Below are 25,053 nucleotides of genomic sequence, written 5' to 3'. Positions count from 1 at the left end.
TGTCTTAATTTGTTCTCTCAAATACCCTTAGCTTGGCGCTCTGAGATCTCTTGTTCTGCTCAAGTTCCTCATCGCTTGGCAAAATGGGCTTTCTTGTTATTACTTTTCCCTTGGATACCTTGCCGCATACACAAACCGGGAAGTTCGGCGGGCAGGTGCAGGGGTTCTCGTTGGTTCTGAAATTATTCTTGGTTATCCTATCCTCCAGGGAGTGGAATGTGATCACACATAACCTTCCGCCGGGATTGAGGAAATCTATGAATCCGTCGAGAGAATTCTGAAGTACATCCAGTTCTCTGTTAAGCGCTATCCTTATTGCCTGGTAGGTTCTCTTGGAAGGGTGCCCGCCCTTCTCTCTCATCTTGGCAGGAATGGCAGCCTTGATTATGTCGTTGAGCTGAAACGTAGTCTCAATCGGTGCCTTCTGCCTCTCAATGCAGATGTGCTTGGCAATGTTCTTGGCAAATTTGTCTTCGCCGTAGTCCCTTATGATATGGAAGATCTCAGTCTCCGAATAGTCATTGACGATGTCCCTTGCTGTAAGGGCCTGTCTCTGATCCATTCTCATATCAAGTGGAACGTCTTCTTTATAAGTAAATCCTCTCTCAGCGTTGTCCAGCTGGTAGGATGATACTCCAAGGTCTAAGAGAATTCCGTCAACTCCGGTAACGCCCAGGTTCTTAAGTCTCACCACCGCGTTCTCATAGTTGTCACGGATGATGGTAACTCTGTCCTTAAAGGGTTCAAGGCGCTTCGTTGCCGCTGCGATGGCGTCCTCATCCTGATCTGTTCCGTAGAGATGACCGCCTTCCGTCAGCCTCTCGGCTATGTGATAGGAATGGCCCGCTCCTCCAAGGGTTCCGTCAAGATAGATTCCATCGGGCTTGATATTCAGATTGTCCAGGCACTCATCAAGGAGCACCGAATAATGTTTGAACTCCATTGCTCTCCTGTACGTAGGGCTTAGATGCTAAGTCCATATTCTGACATCTTGGCTGCAATGCTGTTGATATCATCGAAGGAACTTGCCTTCTCCCACTCAGCCTTGCTCCAAATCTCGGCTCTGTTACCGACACCGGCTATAACGGCGTCCTTCTCAATATGTGCGTGTTGTAAAAGATTGGAGGGAATAAGTATTCTTCCCTGCTTGTCGACTTCGGCGTCGATGGCGCCGGCGATAAAGAAACGTCCCAGCATTCTGGCTTCGGGCTTATCCATGGGAAGTGCCTGGAGCTTTTCTTCAAACTTCTCCCAGCCCTCCTGAGCGAACACAAAAAGACATCCGTCAAATCCTTTGGTAACCACAAACTGTTCTCCAAGGATCTCGCGGAATTTTGCAGGAATTATGAGTCTTCCCTTGGCGTCTATGGAATGACTGTATTCGCCTTTAAATGCTGTTCCCACTTAATTTACCACTTTTCTACCACTTTTAACCACTTTTTGACACTTTTTACCACCTGAATTCATTATAAAGGATTTTTTTTCTATTAACAACACCTTTTTAGCAGATAAATGCTGATATTTTCGCGGCTTTTGGCAACAAAAAAAGCCCGGCACAATATGTGCCAAGGCTTAGTTTTGTAATACTATATATAGTTTTATGTTACAGGAATTTTATAAAACTTTTATTTTTCTTCTGCTGTTGCGGGCTTTTTCTTAAGTCTTAGTCTGACAACAGTATCTGTCACAACCGCAAATACCACCAGGCAGATAGCCAGCATCTGTGATACCGGAAGTCCCGTGGAATGCATTATGAGCTGGTCGGTTCTAAGGCTCTCGATCCAGGCTCTTCCAAGGCCGTACCCTCCAAGGTACAGAAGGACATTCTCGCCGTCAAACTTTTTGTGCTTGCAGTAGATCAGCATAATAATAAGTACACACAGGTTCCACAGACTCTCATACAGGAAAGTGGGACTTACCTGCACGAAATTGGTTCCCTGTATCATGTTGTCCTGCATCAGCTGAGTGATCTCGTGATTTCTAATGGCTTCCACAGGAAGTCTCATGGCCAGCAGGCCGTTGGTATATTCACCGAAAGCCTCTCTGTTGGTGAAATTTCCCCATCTGCCAAGGATCTGTCCAAGGACAAGTCCGTACATGATGGTGTCACCGAACAGAAAGAAGCTCTTCTTTTTGATCTTAGTGTATATAAATAATGTAAGAAAGCCCGCGATAACGCCTCCGTATATTGCAAGGCCGCCGTTTCTTATATATAAGATGCTGATCGGATTATCCTTGTAATAGTCCCAGGAGAAAAACACATAATACAGTCTTGCACCTATTATGGAAAAAACAATGATATAAACCGCTACATCCCAGTAATCCTCTGAGTTCTGCCCTGTCACCTTAGCCATTTTGGAAATAAGGAGCAGTGCCAGGAAGAATCCCAGTCCAATGATCACTCCGTACAAAGCTATTGTTATTCCAAAGACCTCGAAGCTCTTCGGAACATTTTTCAGATAGATACCAAGATTAGGAAAAGCGATATCCATCTGCCCCATTATATCAGGCATAAGCTCCTCCAATCATCAAACGTTGAAACGGAAAAGGATAACGTCTCCGTCCTGAACAACGTACTCTTTACCTTCCATACGAACAAGGCCCTTTTCCTTGGCTGCTGCGATGGAGCCCTCACGAAGAAGATCCTCGTAGTTAATAACCTCAGCCTTGATGAAACCTCTCTCGAAGTCGGTGTGGATCTTACCTGCTGCCTGAGGTGCCTTGGTTCCGATCTTGATGGTCCAGGCTCTGGTCTCATCCTCACCGGAAGTAAGGAAGCTCATAAGTCCGAGAGTCTTGTAGCTTGCTGCGATGAGCTTGTCAAGTCCTGACTCTGTAAGGCCAAGGCTCTCAAGGAACTCTGCCTTCTCATCCTCATCAAGTTCAGAGATCTCAGCCTCGATCTGAGCGCTGATAACGAATACTTCGCTGCCTGAGCCTGCTGCCAGCTCTCTTACAGCTGCCACATATTTATTGGAAGCGCCGTCATCGGCAAGGTCCTCATCCATTACGTTAGCTGCGTAGATAACAGGCTTCCAGGTAAGGAGATCCAGGCTGTTAACGAAAGCCTTCTCCTCAGGATCCTCAATCTCAAGCTCTCTTGCCATCTTGTTATCCTCAAGGGTTGCCTTGATCTTCTCAAGGATCTCCAGCTCTTTTGCTGCTGCCTTGTCCATGCGGGCAAGCTTGGCAACCTTGGCGATTCTTCTCTCAAGAACCTCAAGATCTGCAAAAATAAGCTCAAGGTTAATTGTCTCTATATCTCTTGCAGGGTCAACTGATCCGTCAACGTGAACAACGTTGGGGTCGTCGAAACATCTTACTACATGAACGATAGCGTCTGTCTCACGGATATTTGCAAGGAACTGGTTACCAAGGCCTTCCCCCTTACTGGCGCCCTTAACAAGTCCTGCGATATCAACGAACTCGATGGTGGCAGGTGTAACCTTCTTGGAATTATACAGATCTCCAAGGAGCTTGAGCCTCTTATCCGGTACTGCAACTACGCCCACGTTGGGGTCGATTGTAGCGAAAGGATAGTTTGCTGCAAGCGCTCCTGCATTTGTAAGTGAATTAAAAAGTGTTGACTTACCTACGTTTGGTAAACCTACGATTCCTAGTTTCATTTTTTATATATCTCCTTTTAAAAATGCTTTATTTAAGCCATTTGTTATCTCAGCTTGTTGTACCAAGCACCACGCCGGGCACCATTTTTGTATTAATTATGCGTTATGGCACATTGTGACATAAAAATAGTCCTGACACAGCGAATATATATTACCATGTCAGGACGGATTTGTAAAAACATGTAATGGCATCTTTTCATACTGAATCGTTTGTTGTTTAATTTCATATCCTTTTTTATATTCCTATATACTCTGCTATCAGTATTAGCCTCTTATCATATATTTCCTTCATTATTTTTCATTTTATCAAGTGTTCCAAGTATAGCTCCGTAGGTGCCGCCCTTGTCATCACCGGCTCCGCTTCTGGCGAAGGCCATAAGCGTAACAAACAGCAGATCAAGATATACCTCTGTCGTCCAAATACGATAAAAGCCCGGAATAGGTATCTTGCCTTCCACTTTATGTGCGTCTGTATCTTCCTCATGCGGGAACTGACTTGTCTGCACAGCGTGTGCAATTTCTTCTCCGTCCCGCAAAATGCGATATTCCATTCCTACAAGCGCACCCTCACCCGCTGTGACAGATGACTCGACACTTATGCCATTTTGCTTCAAATGCTTCCATATATCCACGCCGTCAAATTCAAATGTATCATGAACATCGGCAAGAAGAGTACCCCAGGTGCTCTCAAGCACCTGTCCTACGAGATGTGGAACAGTCTTTCCATGTTCATGGTCTATGAAATCAAATTTATAGTCAACAGCCACACCGAATTTTGTCATTTTTGCCTCATAAAGCACTCTTCTGTTTTCATCTTCAATTCGATGACCCGCCTTGGGGGTGCCAAGGTCAGTAAGGAAATAGAGTTCTCTTTCCCCTCCCGCAACATGCGGAGCATAACCTGTATATCCACTTAATTCCTGACGTTCCTTGGTCTCCTGCCTTTCCCTTCTTCCCTTGAAAATAGAGATTAAAACAAATGCCAGAATAAGCGGGCAGACGATCAGCAGATAAATGCCCATCCCGTTTTTGCCATAGGCAAGCTCCGGGTTTGACGGATCGTATAAAACAGTGATCGTATTGCCTACACTATCGGCTTTAACGGAATTATCAAGCTTAACGATATAAGTTTCGCCGTCAACCTCATACTCCACAGTGGGCCGATAGGTTGTATCATCGCCGCTCCCTTCCTCTGTAAGGTCTGTAATCACGGCTGTTGTTTCCACAAACCCCCGTGTCTGAAAAAAAGTAACATTCACACCAACGCACAGACCTATAATTGCCAGTATCACGGCAATAATTTTAACCATAGACTGATGAAAAATCATATCCTAACCTCCGTCCCTCATGTCTTCATTTTCAGATCTGTCTTCTGTTTCGTCGTCTGAACCGCTCTCATTATGACGGTAAATCCTTACTTTCAATTATATGTAATACGATGTTGATACTCAACGGATTTTATAAAACGCGACGGTGTAAAAACCAATATTGCATACGGTCAGGCGATAGTTTTCCCATGACTGACTTCATAACCGGATGCAAGATTGGTTTTAGCGTTATTTAATAATTATTCACAGCGAAATATTGTATAATTATACTTGTCAGTTATTGTACAGTTAAATTCTGTTTTCATGGCTAAAGGAGATAATTATATGACCCCTGACCAGTATGCAAGATCAAACAAAAAAGTATTTCAGATCAACCTTATTATTGCCTTTACTGCGCTTTTAATGGTAGTGCTGGATGCTGCAACACACGGAATGAGCCTGGGGCTTGTCATCGAGATTGTCGCTGTCCTGGCAGGTGTGCTGCAGATGACGGTTGGATTTATCAAATTCAGAGAGACCAGGTTTGGCGCAGTGGTCATTCTGGGAGGTCCGACTCTTTACTATATCATTATCATGATAATACAAAATGAAATGATTTTTTATGCATTCGCGATACCGGTAATGCTGTCGTGTATTCTTTATCTGGACTTAAGGCTCTATGTGGTGGGACAGATGACTATGACCATAGGCGGACTTATTGTCCTGGTCAGAAATCTTATTGCTACAGGTTCGATACCCAGGGACCATTTTGTGTCCGGTTTCATAATCATTCTTGCGGGAATTGCCGGAATAGAGTCGCTTAAGATGAGGCGGACCCTGGTAAGAGAGGACGACGAGGCCATCAAGAAAGGGCAGGAGACCCAGGAAAAGACCCGTATCCAGATGGTGGAGATTGCCAAGGAAATTACGGGGCTGTTTGATGAGGCCCATGGGGAAGTCGATGAGTTAAAGAGCATCATAGGAAGAAACCACGATGGCATGAGGAAATTGCGGGCAGCACAGGAAGTACCGCAGCTGCCGTGACAGAGCAGTCACATCAGATAGCAGATATCCATGAGCAGACGGAAGTGGCTGATGCCAAGAGAAATCAGATGGTTGAGATGTCCGAGAGCACGCAGAAAGCCGTTATTGATGGGACTAAGGTCATCGACCAGCTCAAGGACAAGACCGCAAATGTTGTTGAGATGAGTGATAAGACGGTGGCATCCACAAAAGCTGTCACTGAGAAGGTCGAAAAGGTTGAGATGATTGTCGGTTCCATCATATCGATATCAAAGCAGACCAATCTTCTTGCGCTCAATGCTTCAATTGAGGCAGCGCGTGCGGGAGAAGCCGGGAAAGGTTTCGTTGTGGTTGCCGATGAGATAAGGCAGCTGTCGGAGCAGACCAGCAGTGCTTCAAATCAGATCACCAGCATCATGCAGGAGCTTTCCGCTGATGTTCAGAATGCGGTAGACTCTACCAATGCGGCAGCTGAGTCTGTCAAGGCTCAGGACATTCTTATCAGAGAGACCGCAGATACTTTTGAAGAGATCGGGGAGAACGTTGGAAACCTTATAGGAAGATTTAATGATATCGGTACTTCCATAGAAGCTATAGGAAGAAGTGCAACGGAGATCAATAATAATATTGCGAGCCTCGCCGCCACAAGTGAGCAGGTGGCATCTTTGTCCAGTATGGGCGAAGAGGGAGCAAGGACAGCGGTGGAGAAATTTGATGAGTTTGACATTCTGCTGAAGGGGATATATGATCAGGCGCAGAGGCTGAAATAATGTAATACCGGTCAGGGCAGTCACGGGGACGGGAAGTCACGGGGACGGTTCCAATGTCATTTAGATAAGAAAATACAGTAAATGCGAAATAGGCACGCTACGTTCTTCAGATTATACAGTAGCGTGCCTATCTACGTGACACAGCTTTATCTTTAGACTGTTATCACGTATTTTCGCAATGATAGCACCATTAAATCTATAAGAAAAGTGCTAATGTCGGTCGAGACGAGACAAAACGAGTCAATTTCGGTCAAGACTCTTGTAATATGGTTGCAATATCACCATCAATACATATACTTCTATCTGCAATTTCCTCCGGACAGAATGATTCACCATAATTTAAGCAGGCATATACAGCTTTTTCATTTGCCAGCGTCATCTGCCAGAACGGATACTTTATTATTACGGGCGTATTAGCTCCTACTCCCAATTCAAGATAAAGAACATGAAGATTCTCATGCCTACGAATAAAATCAGAATATGCCGCAGATGCCCTATGCCATCCTTCATCTTCAACAAAAGAATCATCAGCTCTCAAATTCATAGTCATATCAGAGCCGTCATCAGGACACTTTGGAATCAGCTCAGAAGGAATTTCCATCAGTAGCTTACCATCAACCGGTACCTGAAATACTCCCTGATCATCTCTTACAAAACCTTGTGCTTCCATAGCTTTCATTACCCACTCTTCATTATCAAAGGTCTTCTTAATAGCAGGATTCACGCTCTGAAATAAACCATAATCACCCTGAGTATAGAATAGTCTTTTCTTGTCAAAACCTGCTCTTTGAAACTGGTGATCTACATTTGTTGTGACAACAAAATAATCCTTATCGGAAACCATCTTAAGAAGATCCCTATACACTGGCTTTGGAGCATCAATATATCTGTTAAAATAAATATGTCTCGCCCACCAGGCCCAGCGTATTTCTTCGCTCGGAAACGGATAGAATCCACCTGAATACATATCTCTTATCCCTAATCTTTTGGCAAAGTCATAGAAGTATTTTTCAAAGCGCTCTCCACTGTAAGTAAACCCTGCTGATGTTGATAATCCTGCACCCGCACCTATAACAATGGCATCTGCTTCTTTGATTTCTGTTTTAAGTCTGCTTATCTGTTCTTCTTTGTTTCCCTTACCATAGGACATGTTTGTAGTAAAGTATCTCACAGCATTCATTCCTTTCTCTATAGTTTCCTGATAACCATTAGGCATATCATCATATAAGTTTTTCATAAATGGCCTTATCTTCATCTTTGAAAACATTGAATATCACCCTTTCTACCTTACCAGGATTATCACGGAGCCATTCTGATACAGTCTTAACCGCAATCTCAGCCGCTTTTTTGTTAGGGAAATGAAATACCCCTGTCGAAATACAGCAAAAAGCAACGCTCTTTAGGCCATTTTCAGCACACATATCCAAAGTGTTTCTATAGCAGTTCTCCAAATCCTTTTCCAATTCAGGAGTAAGTTTATATTGGACAATTGGTCCTACTATATGAATAACTTTCTTTGCCGGAAGATTATACGCTTCAGTTAGCATTGGAACGGCGGTCGGCTGCTCATAATCTCTTCCATATCTGATTCGAAGTTCATTCATCTGCCTGTTGCACTCAGCTCTTAATTGCACTCCTGCAAAAGTATGGATACAGTTATCTATGCATGTATGCATCGGGACAAAACAACCGAGCATCTGCGAATTAGCCGCATTAACAATAGCATCCACCGAAAGTCTTGTGATATCTCCTTGCCAGATAGAAAGTCCATCCCTGATAACAGGGATGTCTGATAGATTCTCCACACCCTTTTCAGCTGCTCTTTCTGTCAGATATTCATCCTGTACTTTCATTACTTCAGAGGACAATTCTTTTGGCATACGGATGTTCATAAGCGACCTTAAGATTCGTCTTTTATCTTCCGTACTATTTGGAGTCTGTAATTCCTTATATTCAGCAGAATCTGCCTTGAACTCTTCTACAAGATAATCAAGACGTTCTTCCTGTGTTGTATTCTTTGGCATAGCCTTAGTTTCCATATTCCACATCCTTCGAACAAAGGATTTCGCTTGCGAAATCCTCGCGCGCGAGCGGTATTGCGAAGCAATTAACTTCCACTCCACGAGCTGCGCATCCTCACGGAGTGTTTTTATCTTATAGGAAATTCGAAGCAGTTTCCTATAAGATAAGAAGACTCTGAAGAAAACACCTCAGAGTCTCATTGTTAAGCTTCTTTTGCCAACAGTTCCTGCATTCCGGATCTTAAATCATTAAGAGTGTATTTTTTCATCTCTGATTCCATCGCTTCCTGGATGTTTTTCAATTTATCATCCAATAGAGAATGGATATTCCTACCAACAGGGCACTCTGGATTTGGTGATTCATGAAATCTAAATAAATCTCCATCCTCCAAAGGCTCAATTGCCTGATACACATCATAAAAAGTTATATCTTTAAGATCTCTTGTAAGCTCTATTCCGCCTGTTCCTCTGATAACATTTATTAGTCCTGCATTCTTAAGCTGAGTAAGTATCTTTCTAATGATGACAGGATTCGTATTTATACTGGCTGCAAGAAAATCGCTCGTTACCTTGTGTTCATCTTTAAATGTATCCACACATGTAAAAATATGAAGTGCAACCGTAAATCTGCTTGATATCTGCATTATTCTATTCCTCCTGCCACCATTTTACTTCGTGGCAGATGTAGTTGCAATTGTTACAGTCAAGACTCGCTCGCGAGTCTTGCGCGCCGGATTCGGGTCTGCTTCAGCAGACAAATTCCTGTCCGAATCCGTGCGCATCCTCGCGGAGCGTTTAACTCAGTCGGAGCTTGTACCCCGACTGAGTTAAAACTTTCCGTTTTCATTAGCCCATGTAGACTTATCAGCTAATGTCTCCATTACATCCCAGTGCTCTGCGATAAATCCGTTTTCAACACGGAACAGATCATAGTAGGTTGTAGGTACACCGCCAAAGGTTCCTTCTGAGCAGGCAAGAGCATAATCTCCATCTGCAAGAACCATATGAGTCTTGTTATAAACCATTGAGATTCCCTGCTTAGCCATAGCTTCAAGTGCAGCTCCAAGACCTGAAAGACCATCTGCAATTGAAGTATTATGCTGAATATATTTATCTCCATCGTAGTAAGAAGTGAGCTTGTCAGGATTCTCCCCACGAAGTACATCGCCTACAAATCCGGCTACAACCTTACGTGTCTCTTCCTTATCTACATCTTTCTTCTCAAGAGTTCCATCAATCTGAGTATGCCCTGAAGGATTAGGAGCTGCCTTGTCTGCCAGATTATCCCAGTGCTCTGCAATCTTACCGTCTGCATCGAATCTGAAAACATCGAATCCGACCTGCTCTCCTGCTCCTGCAAAATTATATACTGTCTGAAGGAAAACCTTATCTCCATCCTCAAATGCGCGAATGTTATTAACCGTTGTTTTTACAGGTGCCTGTGCAAGTCCTTCAACTGCTGCTACAAATGCATCTGCTCCTGTACCAAATGCCAGGTTATGCTGAATATAGCCAGGCGCCAAAAGCTCTTTTGCCTTTGCTGTATCTCCTGATACGAATGTTCCGATGAGTGCTAATGCTTTTTCCTTATTTGTCATGATTATTTTCCTTTCCGGGATCTGCCCTGCGAGGTAATTATCCTCGATTGTTAAAAAGCGCTTTGATGTAACCGTAGTGGTTTCATCTGATGATGTTAATATAGCACTGTTTTGATGTAACGTCAATGGTTACATCAAAATTTTTTCAAAAAAATTTCCAGGTGCAGTTAAACACCTGGATTTGGGAGTGTCAAGTATAAGAAAAAGACCGGTTTCCCGATCTTTCTCAACAATTTGTTTGCTATGTCAGCTTAAGAACAACTGCTCTCTATGTAAAATTCGTTATTTAAAATTTACTAAAATCCATTCACCTTTTTTATTTGAGCCCACTCTCTTTACTACGCCCTTTTCAATCAGCTTTTGTAGTTCTCTTTTAACAGTAGCTTCAGAGCAGCCAAGTTTGTCTCCCATCTCTTTTCTTGTCATATCAGATCTCTGACGAAGCAAATCTATAATTTGCTGCTCCCTTCTTTCCAATTTTATCGGGTCATTTATCGGATCATTTACCTGGTCATCGTGACCCTGTAAAAACTTGCCACTGATATGCATCTCTCTATTATGGAGTTCATGTTTCTCATCAAGTAAAAGATTTCTCAGAAACTTTTCGAGATACTCTGTGGTCTCGTAAATTCCATTTTTAATATCATTGTAATTTGCACGAACCAAGGCATTCCTAAAATACCATGAATTCTCGGCAAATAATGAATTCTCAGTGTCAAAGCCAAGCATTCTCAAATATTTGATAAAAAATACGGCCGTGGTTCGGGTATTTCCTTCTCCGAAAACATGTATCTGCCACAGTCTGGATACAAATAAAGCAAGATGATGAATAGTCTCATCCATGGTAAGCCCATTGTATCTAAAATCTCTTTCCTGGGAGATATCGTAATCAAGAGTCTCTTTCAAGGTTAATGCCCCACCATAAGAAACAGTGTCTCCGTTCAGGACCCATTCCTTCTTGGTTATATTGTAATCTCTCATTTTCCCGGCATGATCATATATTCCCCAAAATAGTTCTCTATGGATGGCCACATACTGTGCTTGCGAGAATGTAAAAGCCTTCTCTGAAAGAAGCTTGGCAATTCTTGCGGAGACCTTGTCAGCTTCTTCTGTTCTTGCCTCTGTTACTCACTGTCAACCGCCTTCAAAATATCCTCCTGCGTATATGCATGTTCAAAGTCATCAAGCTTGTAGCAGGGAATATGCGGCTCAAAGGCCAGATCAGCAAAGTACTGTGCCTGAAGGCATTTCATTCCAAGGTCTCTGGCAGCAAAGAGCTCCTTTGACCCACCATCTCCGACAAACAGGCATTCCGAGGCAGTAACTCCAAGCTTATCCATTGCTTTCTTATATATTTCATGATCAGGCTTACAGGTTCCCTGCTCGTATGAGAGCATTGCTACATCTAAGTAAGGGAAAATTGAGCTTTTTCTGATAACATCAGCCTCATCGGAATAACAGTTGCTTATAAGGCCAATCTTAATGCCTCGTTTCTTAAGTTCCTGTAAAAGAGCTATGGTTTCTTCGGGAGTTCGTTCAAATATCCCTTCAAGGTTCTTTCTTCGCTTATCTGCGATAAGCTTAACGGATTCCTCGCTGTAGGCCCCAAGCATTTCAAGGGTTGTTTTAATTCCTTCCTCTATTGTGCAGTTGCCGCAGCTTCTGTCATGTTCTGTGGTATGCCATGCTTTTTTGTAATCAGCGACCTCGATCTGTAAGTCTGCTGCCATATCTTCACTAAAATAAGTATCACCGGAAAACATTGAAACGAGCGTTTCAAACATGTCAAATATTACAGCTTTAATCATACACACCTCTCCTCATTCATATAATATGATATACGAATTGCCAAAACGCGCCACATCAATTCCGGGAAAGCTGTTTTTATCTGATAGCAATGATGCCGCATTATTAAGACGACCATCTTTCGTATAAAACCCCAAAGTACGAAGTATATCATCATTAAGCTCTGTAATTCCTAATTTATCAATAAAACAATTTTCAAGCGTCGTAAAAGTCATATCATTATCTTCATTGTATAATGATTCAAAATACAAAAGTAACGTCCTTATAATGGTGTAAATTGAATATTGTATTATAAAAGCCACTGGCTCTTACCTTTAGGTATAATAGAATCACCACAACCCTAAATAATACCGGAGGTAGAACACAATGGCTCAACTCAATATTACTTTAAATCAGGATGAAATTCTACAATTATTGTCATCAGACCATGATGAGGCATTTCGTAAGCTTTTAACTGACAGCCTTAATGCTGTCCTGGTTGCTGAATCAACTGAGCAGCTTGGTGCTGAACGTTACGAGCGCAGCGATGAACGCATGGATAGCCGGAATGGTTCCCGCGAACGCAAACTCAATACGCGTATAGGTACAATCACCCTGTCTGTGCCCAGGCATCGCAATCAGCCTTTCAAAACACTTATATTTGAAAACTATTCCCGAAGCGAGGCTGCTCTTGTTGCATCAATGGCAGAAATGGTCGTTAATGGAGTCTCTACCCGAAAAATAAGCAGAGTAATGGAAACTTTATGTGGAACATCATTTTCAAAATCGACCGTTTCTGAAGTATGCAAAGATCTTGATGCCATTGTTGATGATTTTAAAAACAGAAAGTTAGATAACATCTATCCGTTCATGTATGTTGATGCAACCTACCTCAAAGTACGCGAAAACCATAGAATTACATCAAAAGCACTTATGATCGCTATGGCTATAACAAACGAAGGCAAACGCGAAATCATTGGATTTGAAGTATATGACAACGAATCCAAAGAAACATGGCGTACATTCATGGAAGGTCTCAAGAATCGTGGCCTTACAGATTTAAAACTAGTGAGTTCAGACGCTCATGATGGAATAGTTTATGCCATAAGCAAAGTGTTCCCAGAAGTTCCATGGCAAAGGTGTCAAACGCATTTTTCAAGAAATATCATGGACCATGCTCCTAATAAATATCAGAAAGCAATACATGCCGGGCTAATTGATATGTATAATTCAAAAACCATCGAAGAAGCCCGTAAAAAGCGTGATGCCATTATCGAAGAATATAGCGACGTTGCAGACAAAGCCATGGAGTGTCTTGATTACGGCTTTGAGAGCGTAATGACAGTAATGGCACTCCCTGAGCGTATGAGACGTTTCTATAGAACTACAAACTATCTGGAACGGCTCAACAAGGAAATAAAACGCAGGTCAAATGTGATCGGTGTATTTCCAAATGTACAATCCATTATCAGAATCATGGGAAGTGTCTTACTTGAGCAAAATGACATGTATATGGCTCAGAATAAGATATCACTCACCAGAAAAGACTTTGATGAGCTGAACAACTCGTCAGCGAAACTGATAGAGATTGCAAAGGAACAGCAACGACTTTTAGCGGCCTGACAATTGGATACCTAAAGGTAATTTACACACAATAAAGGACTTGACCAATACAAATTATTTCCCTCTAGCGTTAGACGCTTCAATTCAATCTGATCAACCTCAACAGAAGCAGTATCACTTCTACGATATGCTTTTCCTTTATATAGATATGGTTTATATCCCCCCTCACTTACAACTAATGTTATAACATTATAGTACCATGTTAGAAAAAAAATTTTGCCATAGTGTATAATTAATTCGTATATATAATCGACAAACAAAATGTGGAATAAAAAGGAGAATAATGAAATGAGAATATTAGCAAATTTACTTTGGATATTATGTGGTGGCTTCATCAGCTGGTGTGCATGGATGATCGCAGGCCTTCTGTGGTGCGTTACAATAGTTGGAATTCCTGTGGGAATGCAGTGCTTCAAGCTTGCATCTATCTCATTTAACCCTTTTGGCAAAGAAGTCGAGAACGAAGGCGGATGCTTCTCATTCCTGCTTAATTTGGTCTGGTTCCTCGTAAGCGGAATCGAACTTGCATTTATCAATTTTGTAATCGGATGTCTCCTCTGCATCACTATTGTGGGAATTCCTTTCGGAAAGCAGTTCTTCAAGATTGCAAAGGTTGCACTTATGCCTTTCGGAACAACTGTACGCAGAGTACATTTCGCATAAATATATATTTGGGTGTGTAAAAAGGCCTTCAGGTTTCCCTGAAGGCTTTTTCAATGCTAATATTCATAGTTCTGCTGCGGAATGCACGAGCTTGGCATCGACTGATGCAGCTCCCGGAAGTGATGGTTCAAGCTTCTCAGCTGTTTTGCCTATTCTGCTGCCACCGGATGTAGCAAAGGCATGGATGGTCTTACCCTTCCAGTCATAGTCCTTGCAGAATGTGTATACCACTCTTGGCGCCTGGCCATACCAAATTGGAAAGCCAATGTAGACAGTATCGTAACTGTCAAAGTTCTCAATGGTGCCCTTAACAGGAACATCCTTCCTGGCAATCTGCTCTTTGTTGCATCTTGCAAGCGGATTGGTCCATTTAATATCTGCAGCAGTATAGGGCTGCTCAGGAACGATTTCAAAAAGATCAGCACCGCCTTGTTAAACCACATTACTTTTTGAATAACCCACCTGCAATATTCTTGATATCATTCAGATCAAGCTTACCATCTGCCACAGCGGACTGGACTAACTTGATGTCTGCCTCGCTGACGTCGATGTTAGCTTTCTTCAGCAGGTCTTTTGCCTGAGCCGGATCGGCCTTGGCGATCTGAGCCATGAGTTCTTTGTTGCCATTGATCTGTTTGAGTATTGCTGCGATGTCTCCCATTTTTGTACCTCCTCCAACAATATGACGAACTGTTACACCTATATTATATGCTCAGCATAAAAAAAGAACCAGCATCAAATCAAAACGCCCTCACATACCCAATCTCCGTATAGGCCATACCGCGGCGGCCCTGCTCGGATTTCATCAGGGATATGCCGTTTACCCGCATTTTTTCAGGCATAGTCCCATCATACCCCATCGGAATATCCTTGGCTCCGCCAGCCCGTCTTACAAGAGTTATATGGGACACAAATTTCTTTTTATCAAAATCGATGTCGTTGTCGGCGAGGGCGTGTCTAAGGCGCTTGACGTAGTCGTTTAGGTCAGGATTGTCTTCTATATTGGCGAATATCATGTCTTTGAACCGCCTCATTCCTGATAGCTGCAGGGTAAAAGATCTGAGGGGAACATCCCTCATTATCTCTTCAATCTTTTCCGGTTCGTCGCTCTCACCGATGAATACAAGGGTCATGTGAAGGTTCTCTTCACGGGTGAAATTGCCGTTCACGCCCCATCTCATGAGATCGTCCTGCATTTCAATAAGGGCATCGGTCATGTTCTCGTCAAAGTTAATCGCTATAAAAAGTCGCATAGGCATCTCTTCTCTCAAAAATGATTCCCTGCATCAATCTGTCTTCCCTCAGGCAACTGCCCTCGTCTTACGTGACATGGGATCGATCAGGATTATGACATACAACAGTACCAGCGCAAAAGATATAACTCCGAAGCACATAATAAATAAGTGCATTGGTCAAAAAGGAACTTGCTGCGAATAGCACTAACTGTTTCCGGGAATTGATCACATTAAATAACTTGAGGCCTATTGTTCAGATTCTCATGGCAACTTCATAGGCTCGCCATATAACGCTGCGAAGATTACCTACTTCTTTGCAGTCGCCTACGTAGTCCATGTTGCTGGTCTTCTCATTCTCTTTGACAACGGGGTTGGGGATATATCCTACGCAGCTGATAACGCTGTCGCAGTCTATCCTGAAGCTGTCGCCCTTTTTGTCATTGCAGATGATATAACCGTCCCAGACTTCGCTAAGTCCGGTCTCAAGATGCACCTCTACATTATGAAGTGCAAACCACTCCCTGAGGTATGAACTATTGGCAAGACATACGCCCTTCTGGGAAATGAGGTCGTCCTTCATCTCCACGATAATGGGAGTCTTGCCCTGAAGAGCCAGCTCATAGGCTATTTCACAGCCTGAGAGACCACCGCCTATGATCGCAACTCTCTGTCCAACTTCCCTGCCCCTTAGATAATCACAGGCTTCGATCATCTTCTCCTGACCGGGAGTGTTGCCAAGAAATCTTGGTTTGGCACCTGTTGCGATTATTATGTCACTTCTCCAGAATCTGCCCACGTCCTTGATGGGAGTGTTCAGATGAACTTCTATGCCAAGCTCCTCCATCTGTCTGCGATACCATTCAAGGAGCTCGCGGAGCTTCCCCTTATAGGACTCTGCGCTGGCTGCGATAAAGGTGCCGCCCAGCTCTCCGCTCTTCTCATAGATCACAGGTTCATGGCCTCTTAGCTTAAGAACTCTGGCAGCTTCCATGCCGCCTATTCCGCCGCCGATGACTATTACCTTTTTAGGGTGCCCTGTCTTTTTGATATGATGCTTGTCCTTCTGCATGGTCTCGGCGTTAACAGCACATCTTGCAAGATGAAGACTATCATAGAGATCCTGGTCGTTGGGGACTCCCTTGTAATGACACATGTTAAAACAGCCGTTGTGGCAGAGAATACAAGGTCTGATATCCTCGCTCTTTCCGGCCATCAGCTTGGTAACCCACTCAGGGTCAGCCAGGAACTGCCTTGCAAAGCCCGCTCCGTCGATACTTCCCTTGGCCACTGCATCTGCAGCAACCTTGGGGTCCATCCTTCCGGCACAGACCACGGGAATATCCACGTGCCTTCTAAGAGCCTCCACGTCGGACAGATTGCAGTTCTCCGGCATATAGATAGGGGGATGAGCCCAGTACCAGGCGTCGTAGGTTCCGTTATCACAGTTAAGCATGTCGTAGCCTGCGTCCTGAAGGTACTTGGCAGCCCTAACAGACTCCTCAAAGTCTCTTCCAACTTCCTCGTACTCTTCGCCGGGAAGTGCTCCCTGTCTGAAGCCCTTGGTCTTGGAAATCACACTGTAGCGCAGGGATACAGGATAATCCTTACCGCATACTCTTTTGATCTCCTGAACTATTTCCACCGCAAAGCGATATCTGTTCTCAAAGCTTCCGCCGTACTGATCGGTTCTCTTGTTGACATATCCAAGAGTAAACTGATCAAGAAGATAGCCCTCATGTACAGCATGTACCTCTACTCCGTCAACTCCCGCCTCCTTAAGAAGCGCAGCGGTCTTGCCAAATGCCTTAACAAACTCCTGTATCTCAGATGCTGTCATCTCCCTGGAAGGGAGCTTGTCCGACCATCTGTTGGGAGAGGGACTGGCACTGGCGGTTATCTTGTCAAGATCCATGACGGGCCTCGATAAAACCCTCAAAAAGCCATTGTTATACAGCTTCTCCATCATGGGACTGACGGTAAAGGATCTGCCAAAGCCCGCTGTGAGCTGCACAAAGAGCTTGGCTCCGGTGGCGTGGAATTTTGGCATCCACTCCGCCAGATCCTTGTACATCTTTTTATTCTTATAGAGCCACTGGCCGTACATGGGATTGTAGACCGGCTGGCAACCGGGAAGAAGAAGTCCCGCATTATTTTGGGCAACCTCCAGGATAAAGTCTGCACCGGCCTCGTCGAAATGATTCTTTTCCATCCAACCGAAAAGATCCGTTCCGCCCATGGAGGTCAAAACTATTCTGTTCTTTATCTCCACATTGCCGATTTTCCAAGGTGTAAATAGAGGTTCCAAATTTTTATCCATAGTAAATGTAAGCTCCTAAGCTTATTCCATTTTTAATATTTTAGAAGAAGCACTTCTGTACTGTGTCTCCGAAGTCCTTTTCCTTGTAATTCCAAACAGCGTGACCGATATTGTACTTATTAAATACGCTGTGGATATCATCAAACCATCTCTTGGCGGATTCTGTATCGGCAAGCTCGATTACGCCGTACTCTCCGCAGTAAAGGTTAACATTCTCTTTCTCAGCAGTCTCAACAGCGGGAACAAAGATGCTCTCGAAGTAGGAAGGTCCGATCTCTGTGATTTCGCCTCTGTTGATGGCATCTGCCAGGGCAGGTGACAGCTCCTTGGATTTCTCTCTGTACTCATCAAGGCTGCCGGGATAATCAACCACCAGGTCCTTAGGCATGTTCTCAACCCAGAAAGCTCTCTGATGTGTGAAGATGAAGGGCTCGTAGCAATGGAAATTGTAAACGATCTTGTCATCGATGGGCTTACCAAGAAGAGGCACGCTGGTTACGCTGTTGTAGCACACGCCACCGATGATGATGTAAGAATTGGGTGCGTACTGTCTGATGGCCAGGGAACACTTTCTTGAGATCTCGTTCCACTCATCCACAACCTTGGGTGAAACAACCTCGTTCAAAAGCTCGAATGCAAGCATATCCGCATCTGCGGCAAATCTCTTGGCAATGGTCTCCCAGGTCTTATAAAAACGCTGCTGAAGCGCCTCATCATAGAAGAACTTCTCCTTGCTTGCTCCTGTATCAAGGGGATCAAAGGAATAACCGTAGCACTTGTGAAGATCAAGTACCATATTCAGGCCGTTCTTCCTGCACCACTTGATGCAATTGGCGATATACTCATAACCTGATTCAATGGGATCGCCCTCTTCAGTCTCGATTATCACGTAGTCAACAGGAACACGGACATGGTCAAAGCCCGCCTTCTTGATCTTCTCGATATCATTCTCAGTGATGAACGTATCGAAATGCTCCTTGCTGTCGTCGTCATACTGGGAGAGCCATCCACCCAGATTGGCGCCAAACATAAATCCTTCAAATGTCTTCATAAATTTCCTCCAAACTTAATTCCATAAAAACCTCATTTAATACCCATTGTAAAGTATTGGGTCCTCCCCTTCAACCCAATATGCAAATAAATGCACAAAAAAAGCACTCCTTCATCGAAGGAATGCCTTAATCTCTTCCAATCTTGCGGTAGCAGCTGCCCTGCCCAGGTCATATACTCTCTGAAGCTCTGCCGGATCTTTCTCCACAGCGCCGATGTGAAGGGGCTCTGCAGGCCTTAAAACAAAGATCTCTCCGCTGTTTTCTTTTTCACGGACATAGCGTTTCTGCTCATTGTACATAAGATGGCGCTCCTGCATGCAGCGGACCATCTGAGGATATTTGCCGTACATAAGCTTTATAAGGGGCATGTACTTCTGTGGCTTTTTCACATAATCGGCTGGCTGGGTCTCAATAACCAGAATCCTGTCATAGCCCCTTCCCTCAAGAAACTTAAGCGGAATGGAATCGGACATGCCGCCGTCCAGATACTTTTTGCCGGCTATCTCCACAGGTCGGGATACAACAGGCATGGAGGCGGAAGCCTGAATCCAGGTTATATCCTCCTTCTTGCCGTCAATACACCTGTGATACTCTGCCTTGCCGGTTCCCATATCCGTAGCCACACAGTAGAATTCCATTGGACTTTTGGAAAAAGTGTCTATGTCCCACTTGTCCAGCTTGTAAGGAAGTTCGTCATAGCAGAACTCCACGTTGTAGATATCGCCGGTCCTGATCAGAGATGAAACGCTGTGATAGCGCTTGTCTGTACAATATTTTTTGTTATATCTGACAGCTCTTCCGGGCTGCCTTGATTTGATATTACAGCCAAAGGTCGCTCCTGCGGATACTCCCACCGCTCCGTCAAAGGTTATGCCGTTTTCCATGAAGACGTCAAGAATGCCGCAGGTAAACATACCTCGCATAGCGCCGCCTTCCATTACCAGTCCTGTTCTCATGTCTATTCCCCTTTTCCTGACATAGAGCCATGATAACACATATCCTGTGGCCGGGGAAAGGCATAACCGTATATTCATGCAAAAATCATTTTTATACCTTAAGCTCTTTTTGCATCATCTTAAGGCGAACTTTGTTCTCATACATTGCGGCGTCGGCACGCTCAAATACAGCACTGACACTGGCATCGTTCTGATAATGGCTCATTCCCGCTGCCACTATAACTTTGCCGCCCTTCATGTTTTCCTCATTGCGGTCCTGAATAAGTTTCATCAGCTTATCAATCTTGCCTAGGCCATGGCCCTGAACGATGACTACAAATTCATCGCCGCCCACTCTGAATACGGGACTGTGCCTGAAGATATCGCATATCAGCTCGCAGCCGTTCTTTAGGTATTCATCACCGGCCTTATGACCGAAGTTGTCGTTGACCTGCTTAAGTCCGTTGATGTCACAAACCACTACTGCAAAATCCGTGATCTTACGCTCGTCGATAAGCCTGTCAAGCTGCTCCTCCACATCGATGTAGGCATGTCTGTTCTTCACTCCTGTAAGAGCATCGAGATTGGCTTCATTGCGGGCTGCTGTCAGGTTGCTGGCGTATTCAAGATCTCTTTTTACCTGGTCGTCGATATTTATAAGACCTACAATCAGCTGGCTGCCGCCTCTTTCCGATATCATGGCAGCCTTAATATTGGTATATCTGGGCTCGCCTCCCAGCATGATCCTGATATTCATGGAGAAGAACTTTTGCCTCTCCACACTTCTAAGGACCTTATCTCTGGTGAATTCCTTTAAGAATACATCAATGTCCTCGAGATAGACATTTTTCATTCCCGAGTGGCGGAATTCCTCAAAGAAATTGTCGCCCTTCATTTCAATGCCTATATTCTTAAGCTGCTCGCTATCTACATATTTGTAGTACTCTTCAGTATCGGGGTCTATGGTATAAATAGCCACTATATCTCCGGAAAGGGCCGCCACTCTGTTGTAGGTAATGCGTTCCTCCTTGAGACGTTCATAGGCCTCCTGCTGCCTCTTTTGCGCATCGATATTGCTGACACCCAATATGATCGCATTTTTTATCCCTTTCGTGCTGGTAAGTCCCGCCTTCATATGAACATAGGTGGGCCAGCCCTTGATATACAGACGGTAGCTGTAGGTAAAGCTTCCGCTGTCCTCTATGCTCTTTATTACCTTTTCCTTTGAAAAGCTCTGGAGGAATTCATCCAGGTCTTCCTCAAATATCATATTTTTGGCAGCTTCCCGGGCTTCCTCAAAAAATCCCGAGCCATGCCTCTCATTTGAAAAATCAGCTCCGGCGGTCTTGGAGGAATACTCCACATAATTCTCCGTGTCCAGATCCACCAGATAAACATAGATATAGTCCGTGGAAAGGGCTGCTGCCATCTCGGAATAGGTAAGGCCCAGACCCTCATCCTTATCCTGGGCCACGCTTATGGCCACAAGGGCTAAGGCTGTAGTATTTTTTACCGGATTCACAGTGAGTTCCCTGATAAAAAGATGCGCGGTCCTGCCATCAATAAGACGCAGATCCATGATGACGTTCTCGCCATCCCTTGCGCATTTTATCAGGGCATTATGGAAGATAGCGGCGCTTTCTGTCTTGTATTGTCCTATGAAGAGCCTGCCATCCTTCATATATTTTGCAAAATAATCTCCGAATTCTTCTCTGAAGCTTCGGTTGGATCTGATCATGCTGATGGCTTCATCGTCCATTTCAAAAATGGCCATGGGCAGAGTGTCAAAATAGCTCTGGCTCAACTTTTCATCGGATTCCAGTGCATAGGAGATATCATACATATTTACCTTGCCAATGGTGGCATAGTAGTCGGATTCATCGGGATTCTCAAAGCCTATCTGAATTCCCTTTTCGTTTCTGTCAATGATCTCCTGAAGGGTTATGGGCTTTTCATAGTAATAACCCTGCAGCTTGGTACAGCCGATCTCCTTAAGGAACTCTGCCTGTTCCCCGGTCTCAACGCCCTCAACAACGGTCTCCAGTCCAAGGGCTATAGGGAGCTTCAGGATCTCTGCCATGATAATCCTGCTCTCTTCCCCGCTTCCAAACTCTCTCATGACCTGCATGTCAAATTTGATGGCGTCAAAATGAATCTTCTGCAAAACAGCAGGGGATGAGTGCCTGTCGCCAAAGTCATCCATCCAGACCTTGAACCCCAGATTCTTAAATCTGTCCACCTGGTCCTTGATAAAGTTAACGCCATTGGCCACAGTCCGCTCTTTTATCTCAATGGTGATCTTATGGGTGTCGATGTCTGCTTCGTCCAGGAGCTTTTTTATCTCATCCACCATGTTGCAGAAGTAAAAATCATAGCCGGATAAGTTTATTGTCTGAGGCACCACATAAAGGCCTGCCTCTCTCTGAGCCAGCATCTTTTTGACAACCTTCTTTGCCACATGGAGGTCTAATTTATGAATGAGCTTGTTCTCTTCGAGTATGGGGATGAATTCATCAGGATAGAATACTCCCTTTTTGGGATCGATCCACCTGGAAAGAGCCTCCTCATCGGAAACTTTGCCGTTGGCCGCACGAATGATGGGCTGATATAGGATGTCTATCCAGCCTTCTTTTAGAGCTCTGTCGAAATTCTCCAGGATATACTGCCTGTTCTCCTCTTTTTTCAGCATCTCCCTGTCAAAAAAGCTTGCGCCTTTTTGATAATTATTCATTCCAAAGGTCAGCTCCAGGGACTTCTCAAAATTCTCCCCGGTCTCTTCGTAGGAGCCCTCATCTGCAAATGTAACCACCGAGAGTCTGATTCCATCTCTTTCTTCATGCTTACCGATGGCTCTTATTATCCTGTATTCATCGTTTTTGAAAAATCTGTAGATTGTCCGGAACTCTCCGCCTTCACTTTCGAATCTTAAGATATCTTCGTAGATCCTGGGGATGTCCTCAGGGTGGACATCACGGTATATGCTGTTGCTCAAAAGTTCAAAGGCTTCCCCCATATCCTCGAACCCCAGCATCTGGCAAAAGCCCGCAGAAATAGCTATAGTCGCAGCCTTACCGTCGATGTACTGATACACGGCCATGGGAATGCAGCTACTTGCTATTAACTCCGATTCTGCTTTGCTATACCGATATTTTTCCATGATAAAACCTTTCTCTGTATAATTATTATACAAAGAAAGGTTTATTAATTGTCGCTTTTGTATATATTTTTATAATTTTTTTATCTTCTGCCTCGATATAGCAATGCAAACATCATTGCAAGAAGAAGTGCTGCAGCGCTGACGCCCAGATAGATGTAGTTCGTGGTGTTTCCTGAATTCATTCCGTTGAAATCGCCGGGGAAATCACCGCCTCCGGGGAAGCCGCTACCTAACTGGGTGTCTGATTCATTGCTGTCCTGGTCGCTACTATCCTGCTTGCTGCTATCAGGGCCGTTATTGTCCTGGTTGCTTCTGTCCGGTCCCTTCTTGTCGTCGCGGTCGCCGCCACCTCCGCCCATGGAGCCCAGGTCAGAAAGTTTGATGGAAGATGCGTCTATAAGCGCTGCCGCGTTACTGTTTTGCTCCGAATCTGTGGAGCCAATGGTTCCATCAAGCTGTCCGCTGATGCTCTGACACCTGAGTTCCACGAAGGTGCTCATGGTGCTGACAGCCTTCTCAAATTCTTCATAGGTGCAGAACTTGGTGGGGTCTCTGTCCACGTAGTCTTTGATCATCTCATAAGTATCAGTCACAAGGTCGGAGAGATATCCGTTTGTATAGAACTGATCAAGGAACTCCTGATAATACTGTAGATAAAGGGCTCTCTGGTATAATCCACGATTACCTTTGGTTCCAATCTCTCAGATACCATCCTGGAATACAATTCCCGAATAAGCTCATCCTCACTATCCTTCATCCACTGAATATCCCCGTTTACAATACTTCCTGCCTGTTCTTCAGAAAGATCCGCGGAGATTTTGCAGCCAAGGCCGCCTACTTTGCACTTCTTTTCCAGATGAATAACTGATCTGTCGCCGTTGTAATACCTTATTCGGAATTTAGCTCTCCGGCTGACACCGCTCTGTTTTTCCAATAGCGCCTTGTCCGTGGGAGTGTCAAAATAAAGACTTCGAATCAAATATTTACCATCTACAGCATGCCTGTCCGGCTCCGCCACTGCGCGAAGTCTCTGCCTTATGGTGATCATGTCCGCCGTTGTGATCTCATGCTTTAGTTCATGTCTGTATTTCACAAAGCAATCTCTCCTTCCTGATGTTGTTTTTTCAGTCGAAGACCATTCTAATCGTCTTACCTAAAACCAGCCTAAAAATACCAAAAAAAGACAGCTACCCTTTATAAAAAGATAACTGTCTTTATAATTTCATTATAAACTTCAGAATTGCCGGGCGCCTTACCTAAGCACACTGTATCCGAAGCTGTTAACCAGTGCATCTATGGGCACTCCCTGCTTGCAGAGCGGGCAATCGGCAATATCATAGGATTCATAGCCCGGAATCTCCTCGGGATGGAATGCTGAAATAACAGGAAGTCCTGCTGCCGCCTTAACCGTACTGAATATAGCACAGGCGCCGGTGATCTCAGCTCCGTAATATCTTACACCCTCAGCAAGTCTCTCCAGGGTACGTCCTGTTGTAAGGGATCCAAGAAGAAGTAATGTATGCTTGCCGCGAAGTGCCAGCTGCAGATTGTCACGGAATATGATCTGTCCATCTGATGCATACTCAGGAGCAAGAACATAGATGGTCTTATGAGCGTTGCAGTTAAGTACTCCTGCCTTGGTGAGCTCATCAGCCAGGTAAGTTCCGATAACCTCTGTTCCATCGGCACACACAATGGTGTCCACCGGTGTTGAAAGAGTATAGTGAAGCGCAAGGATATTGGCAATGCCATGAGCTTCATTACAACGGGTCTTCAGCGTACCGATTTCCATATAATGTGTTACATGGGAATGGGTCGTGGCATAGTGGCCCGGAATGATCTTAAGTGCTACATTTGAATTCATCTGCGCCGGTATCTTGGTATACTCACTTAACATGAATGTGTCCCCCTTTATTTAATATGGCATGGGTTTTCTGCTAA

General features: G+C 44.3%; 24 protein-coding genes and 2 pseudogenes. 4 read left to right on the top strand and 22 right to left on the bottom strand.

Annotated elements, in window-relative coordinates:
- Positions 1-4: 4 nt before the first annotated feature.
- The 5 genes from rsmH to G588_RS0101430 all read right to left on the bottom strand — a co-directional run bounded on the left by rsmH (position 5) and on the right by G588_RS0101430 (position 4,954).
- Positions 5-943 (bottom strand): 16S rRNA (cytosine(1402)-N(4))-methyltransferase RsmH, encoded by a 939-nt coding sequence (gene rsmH, locus G588_RS0101450; protein ID WP_022776980.1) that lies wholly within the window; start codon positions 941-943, stop codon positions 5-7.
- Between the two features lie 20 nt (positions 944-963).
- Positions 964-1,404 carry a division/cell wall cluster transcriptional repressor MraZ gene (gene mraZ, locus G588_RS0101445; RefSeq protein WP_022776979.1) on the bottom strand — a complete coding sequence of 147 codons (441 nt, stop codon included), beginning with the start codon at positions 1,402-1,404 and terminating at the stop codon, positions 964-966.
- 221 nt (positions 1,405-1,625) lie between these two features.
- On the bottom strand, positions 1,626-2,513 hold the full coding sequence (gene lgt, locus G588_RS0101440; protein ID WP_022776978.1) for a prolipoprotein diacylglyceryl transferase: 888 nt from the start codon (positions 2,511-2,513) through the stop codon (positions 1,626-1,628).
- A 15-nt stretch (positions 2,514-2,528) separates the two neighbouring features.
- Positions 2,529-3,626 (bottom strand): redox-regulated ATPase YchF, encoded by a 1,098-nt coding sequence (gene ychF, locus G588_RS0101435; protein ID WP_022776977.1) that lies wholly within the window; start codon positions 3,624-3,626, stop codon positions 2,529-2,531.
- A 275-nt stretch (positions 3,627-3,901) separates the two neighbouring features.
- Positions 3,902-4,954 carry a DUF3592 domain-containing protein gene (locus G588_RS0101430; protein WP_022776976.1) on the bottom strand — a complete coding sequence of 351 codons (1,053 nt, stop codon included), beginning with the start codon at positions 4,952-4,954 and terminating at the stop codon, positions 3,902-3,904.
- Positions 4,955-5,278: 324 nt separating this feature from the next.
- Here G588_RS0101430 and G588_RS0101425 point away from each other — a divergent pair, with 324 nt between their 5' ends.
- Positions 5,279-5,977: a hypothetical protein gene (locus G588_RS0101425; RefSeq protein ID WP_022776975.1), complete on the top strand. Its 699-nt coding sequence runs from the start codon at positions 5,279-5,281 to the stop codon at positions 5,975-5,977.
- Positions 5,974-6,726, top strand: a complete 753-nt coding sequence (locus tag G588_RS0101420) for a methyl-accepting chemotaxis protein (RefSeq protein ID WP_022776974.1) — start codon at positions 5,974-5,976, stop codon at positions 6,724-6,726. Before G588_RS0101425 ends, G588_RS0101420 begins: the two co-directional genes overlap by 4 nt.
- A gap of 250 nt (positions 6,727-6,976) precedes the next feature.
- On the opposite strand, the gene G588_RS0101415 is transcribed toward G588_RS0101420, so the two are convergent.
- The 7 genes and pseudogenes from G588_RS0101415 to G588_RS0101385 form a co-directional block, all read right to left on the bottom strand.
- Complete coding sequence (locus G588_RS0101415; protein WP_334290805.1) at positions 6,977-7,906, bottom strand: SIR2 family NAD-dependent protein deacylase; 930 nt, start codon at positions 7,904-7,906, stop codon at positions 6,977-6,979.
- Positions 7,907-7,946: 40 nt separating this feature from the next.
- Positions 7,947-8,765 carry a protein-ADP-ribose hydrolase gene (locus G588_RS0101410; protein ID WP_022776972.1) on the bottom strand — a complete coding sequence of 273 codons (819 nt, stop codon included), beginning with the start codon at positions 8,763-8,765 and terminating at the stop codon, positions 7,947-7,949.
- Positions 8,766-8,950: 185 nt separating this feature from the next.
- Complete coding sequence (locus G588_RS0101405) at positions 8,951-9,391, bottom strand: Rrf2 family transcriptional regulator (RefSeq protein ID WP_022776971.1); 441 nt, start codon at positions 9,389-9,391, stop codon at positions 8,951-8,953.
- Positions 9,392-9,574: 183 nt separating this feature from the next.
- Positions 9,575-10,345, bottom strand: a complete 771-nt coding sequence (locus G588_RS0101400; protein WP_022776970.1) for a nuclear transport factor 2 family protein — start codon at positions 10,343-10,345, stop codon at positions 9,575-9,577.
- A 282-nt stretch (positions 10,346-10,627) separates the two neighbouring features.
- Positions 10,628-11,467: pseudogene (locus G588_RS18745) on the bottom strand (Fic family protein); the annotation flags it as partial.
- A 2-nt stretch (positions 11,468-11,469) separates the two neighbouring features.
- Complete coding sequence (locus G588_RS0101390; RefSeq protein ID WP_026668509.1) at positions 11,470-12,153, bottom strand: HAD family hydrolase; 684 nt, start codon at positions 12,151-12,153, stop codon at positions 11,470-11,472.
- Positions 12,154-12,165: 12 nt separating this feature from the next.
- Positions 12,166-12,402 (bottom strand): hypothetical protein, encoded by a 237-nt coding sequence (locus G588_RS0101385; RefSeq protein WP_196804921.1) that lies wholly within the window; start codon positions 12,400-12,402, stop codon positions 12,166-12,168.
- Positions 12,403-12,517: 115 nt separating this feature from the next.
- Between G588_RS0101385 and G588_RS0101380 the strand changes: the two genes are divergently transcribed.
- Together G588_RS0101380 and G588_RS0101375 are read left to right on the top strand one after the other, a co-directional pair.
- Positions 12,518-13,753: an IS256 family transposase gene (locus tag G588_RS0101380; RefSeq protein ID WP_022776966.1), complete on the top strand. Its 1,236-nt coding sequence runs from the start codon at positions 12,518-12,520 to the stop codon at positions 13,751-13,753.
- 288 nt (positions 13,754-14,041) lie between these two features.
- Positions 14,042-14,416 carry a YccF domain-containing protein gene (locus G588_RS0101375; protein ID WP_022776965.1) on the top strand — a complete coding sequence of 125 codons (375 nt, stop codon included), beginning with the start codon at positions 14,042-14,044 and terminating at the stop codon, positions 14,414-14,416.
- A 63-nt stretch (positions 14,417-14,479) separates the two neighbouring features.
- Here the strand turns inward: G588_RS0101375 and G588_RS18740 are convergent.
- From G588_RS18740 to G588_RS0101330, 10 genes and pseudogenes are all read right to left on the bottom strand, one after another.
- Positions 14,480-14,830: pseudogene (locus G588_RS18740) on the bottom strand (flavodoxin); the annotation flags it as partial.
- Between the two features lie 28 nt (positions 14,831-14,858).
- Positions 14,859-15,077, bottom strand: a complete 219-nt coding sequence (locus G588_RS0101365; RefSeq protein WP_022776963.1) for a hypothetical protein — start codon at positions 15,075-15,077, stop codon at positions 14,859-14,861.
- A 79-nt stretch (positions 15,078-15,156) separates the two neighbouring features.
- The gene (thpR, locus tag G588_RS0101360) at positions 15,157-15,669 is read right to left on the bottom strand and encodes an RNA 2',3'-cyclic phosphodiesterase (protein ID WP_022776962.1); all 513 of its coding nucleotides are present in this window, start codon (positions 15,667-15,669) and stop codon (positions 15,157-15,159) included.
- A 235-nt stretch (positions 15,670-15,904) separates the two neighbouring features.
- Complete coding sequence (locus tag G588_RS0101355; RefSeq protein ID WP_022776961.1) at positions 15,905-17,968, bottom strand: oxidoreductase; 2,064 nt, start codon at positions 17,966-17,968, stop codon at positions 15,905-15,907.
- A gap of 40 nt (positions 17,969-18,008) precedes the next feature.
- Positions 18,009-19,019 (bottom strand): glycoside hydrolase family 5 protein, encoded by a 1,011-nt coding sequence (locus G588_RS0101350; RefSeq protein WP_022776960.1) that lies wholly within the window; start codon positions 19,017-19,019, stop codon positions 18,009-18,011.
- 111 nt (positions 19,020-19,130) lie between these two features.
- Entirely contained in the window at positions 19,131-19,976 is an 846-nt protein-coding gene (locus tag G588_RS0101345; RefSeq protein WP_022776959.1) for a patatin-like phospholipase family protein, read from the bottom strand.
- Positions 19,977-20,067: 91 nt separating this feature from the next.
- Positions 20,068-23,112, bottom strand: coding sequence for an EAL domain-containing protein (locus G588_RS21155; protein ID WP_081644210.1), 3,045 nt, complete (start codon positions 23,110-23,112; stop codon positions 20,068-20,070).
- An 80-nt stretch (positions 23,113-23,192) separates the two neighbouring features.
- Positions 23,193-23,810, bottom strand: coding sequence for a CotH kinase family protein (locus G588_RS18730; protein WP_196804927.1), 618 nt, complete (start codon positions 23,808-23,810; stop codon positions 23,193-23,195).
- On the bottom strand, positions 23,702-24,205 hold the full coding sequence (locus G588_RS18725; protein WP_022776956.1) for a polyphosphate polymerase domain-containing protein: 504 nt from the start codon (positions 24,203-24,205) through the stop codon (positions 23,702-23,704). The genes G588_RS18730 and G588_RS18725 overlap by 109 nt, the downstream gene beginning before the upstream one ends.
- Before the next feature lie 159 nt (positions 24,206-24,364).
- Positions 24,365-25,009: an orotate phosphoribosyltransferase gene (locus G588_RS0101330; RefSeq protein ID WP_022776955.1), complete on the bottom strand. Its 645-nt coding sequence runs from the start codon at positions 25,007-25,009 to the stop codon at positions 24,365-24,367.
- Between the last annotated feature and the right edge of the window lie 44 nt (positions 25,010-25,053).

This window comes from Butyrivibrio sp. AE3009 (assembly GCF_000420845.1).
Taxonomy (GTDB): domain Bacteria; phylum Bacillota; class Clostridia; order Lachnospirales; family Lachnospiraceae; genus Butyrivibrio.
The sequence above is the reverse complement of the archived record's forward strand: the minus strand, read 5'-3'. Positions and strand labels throughout refer to the sequence as shown.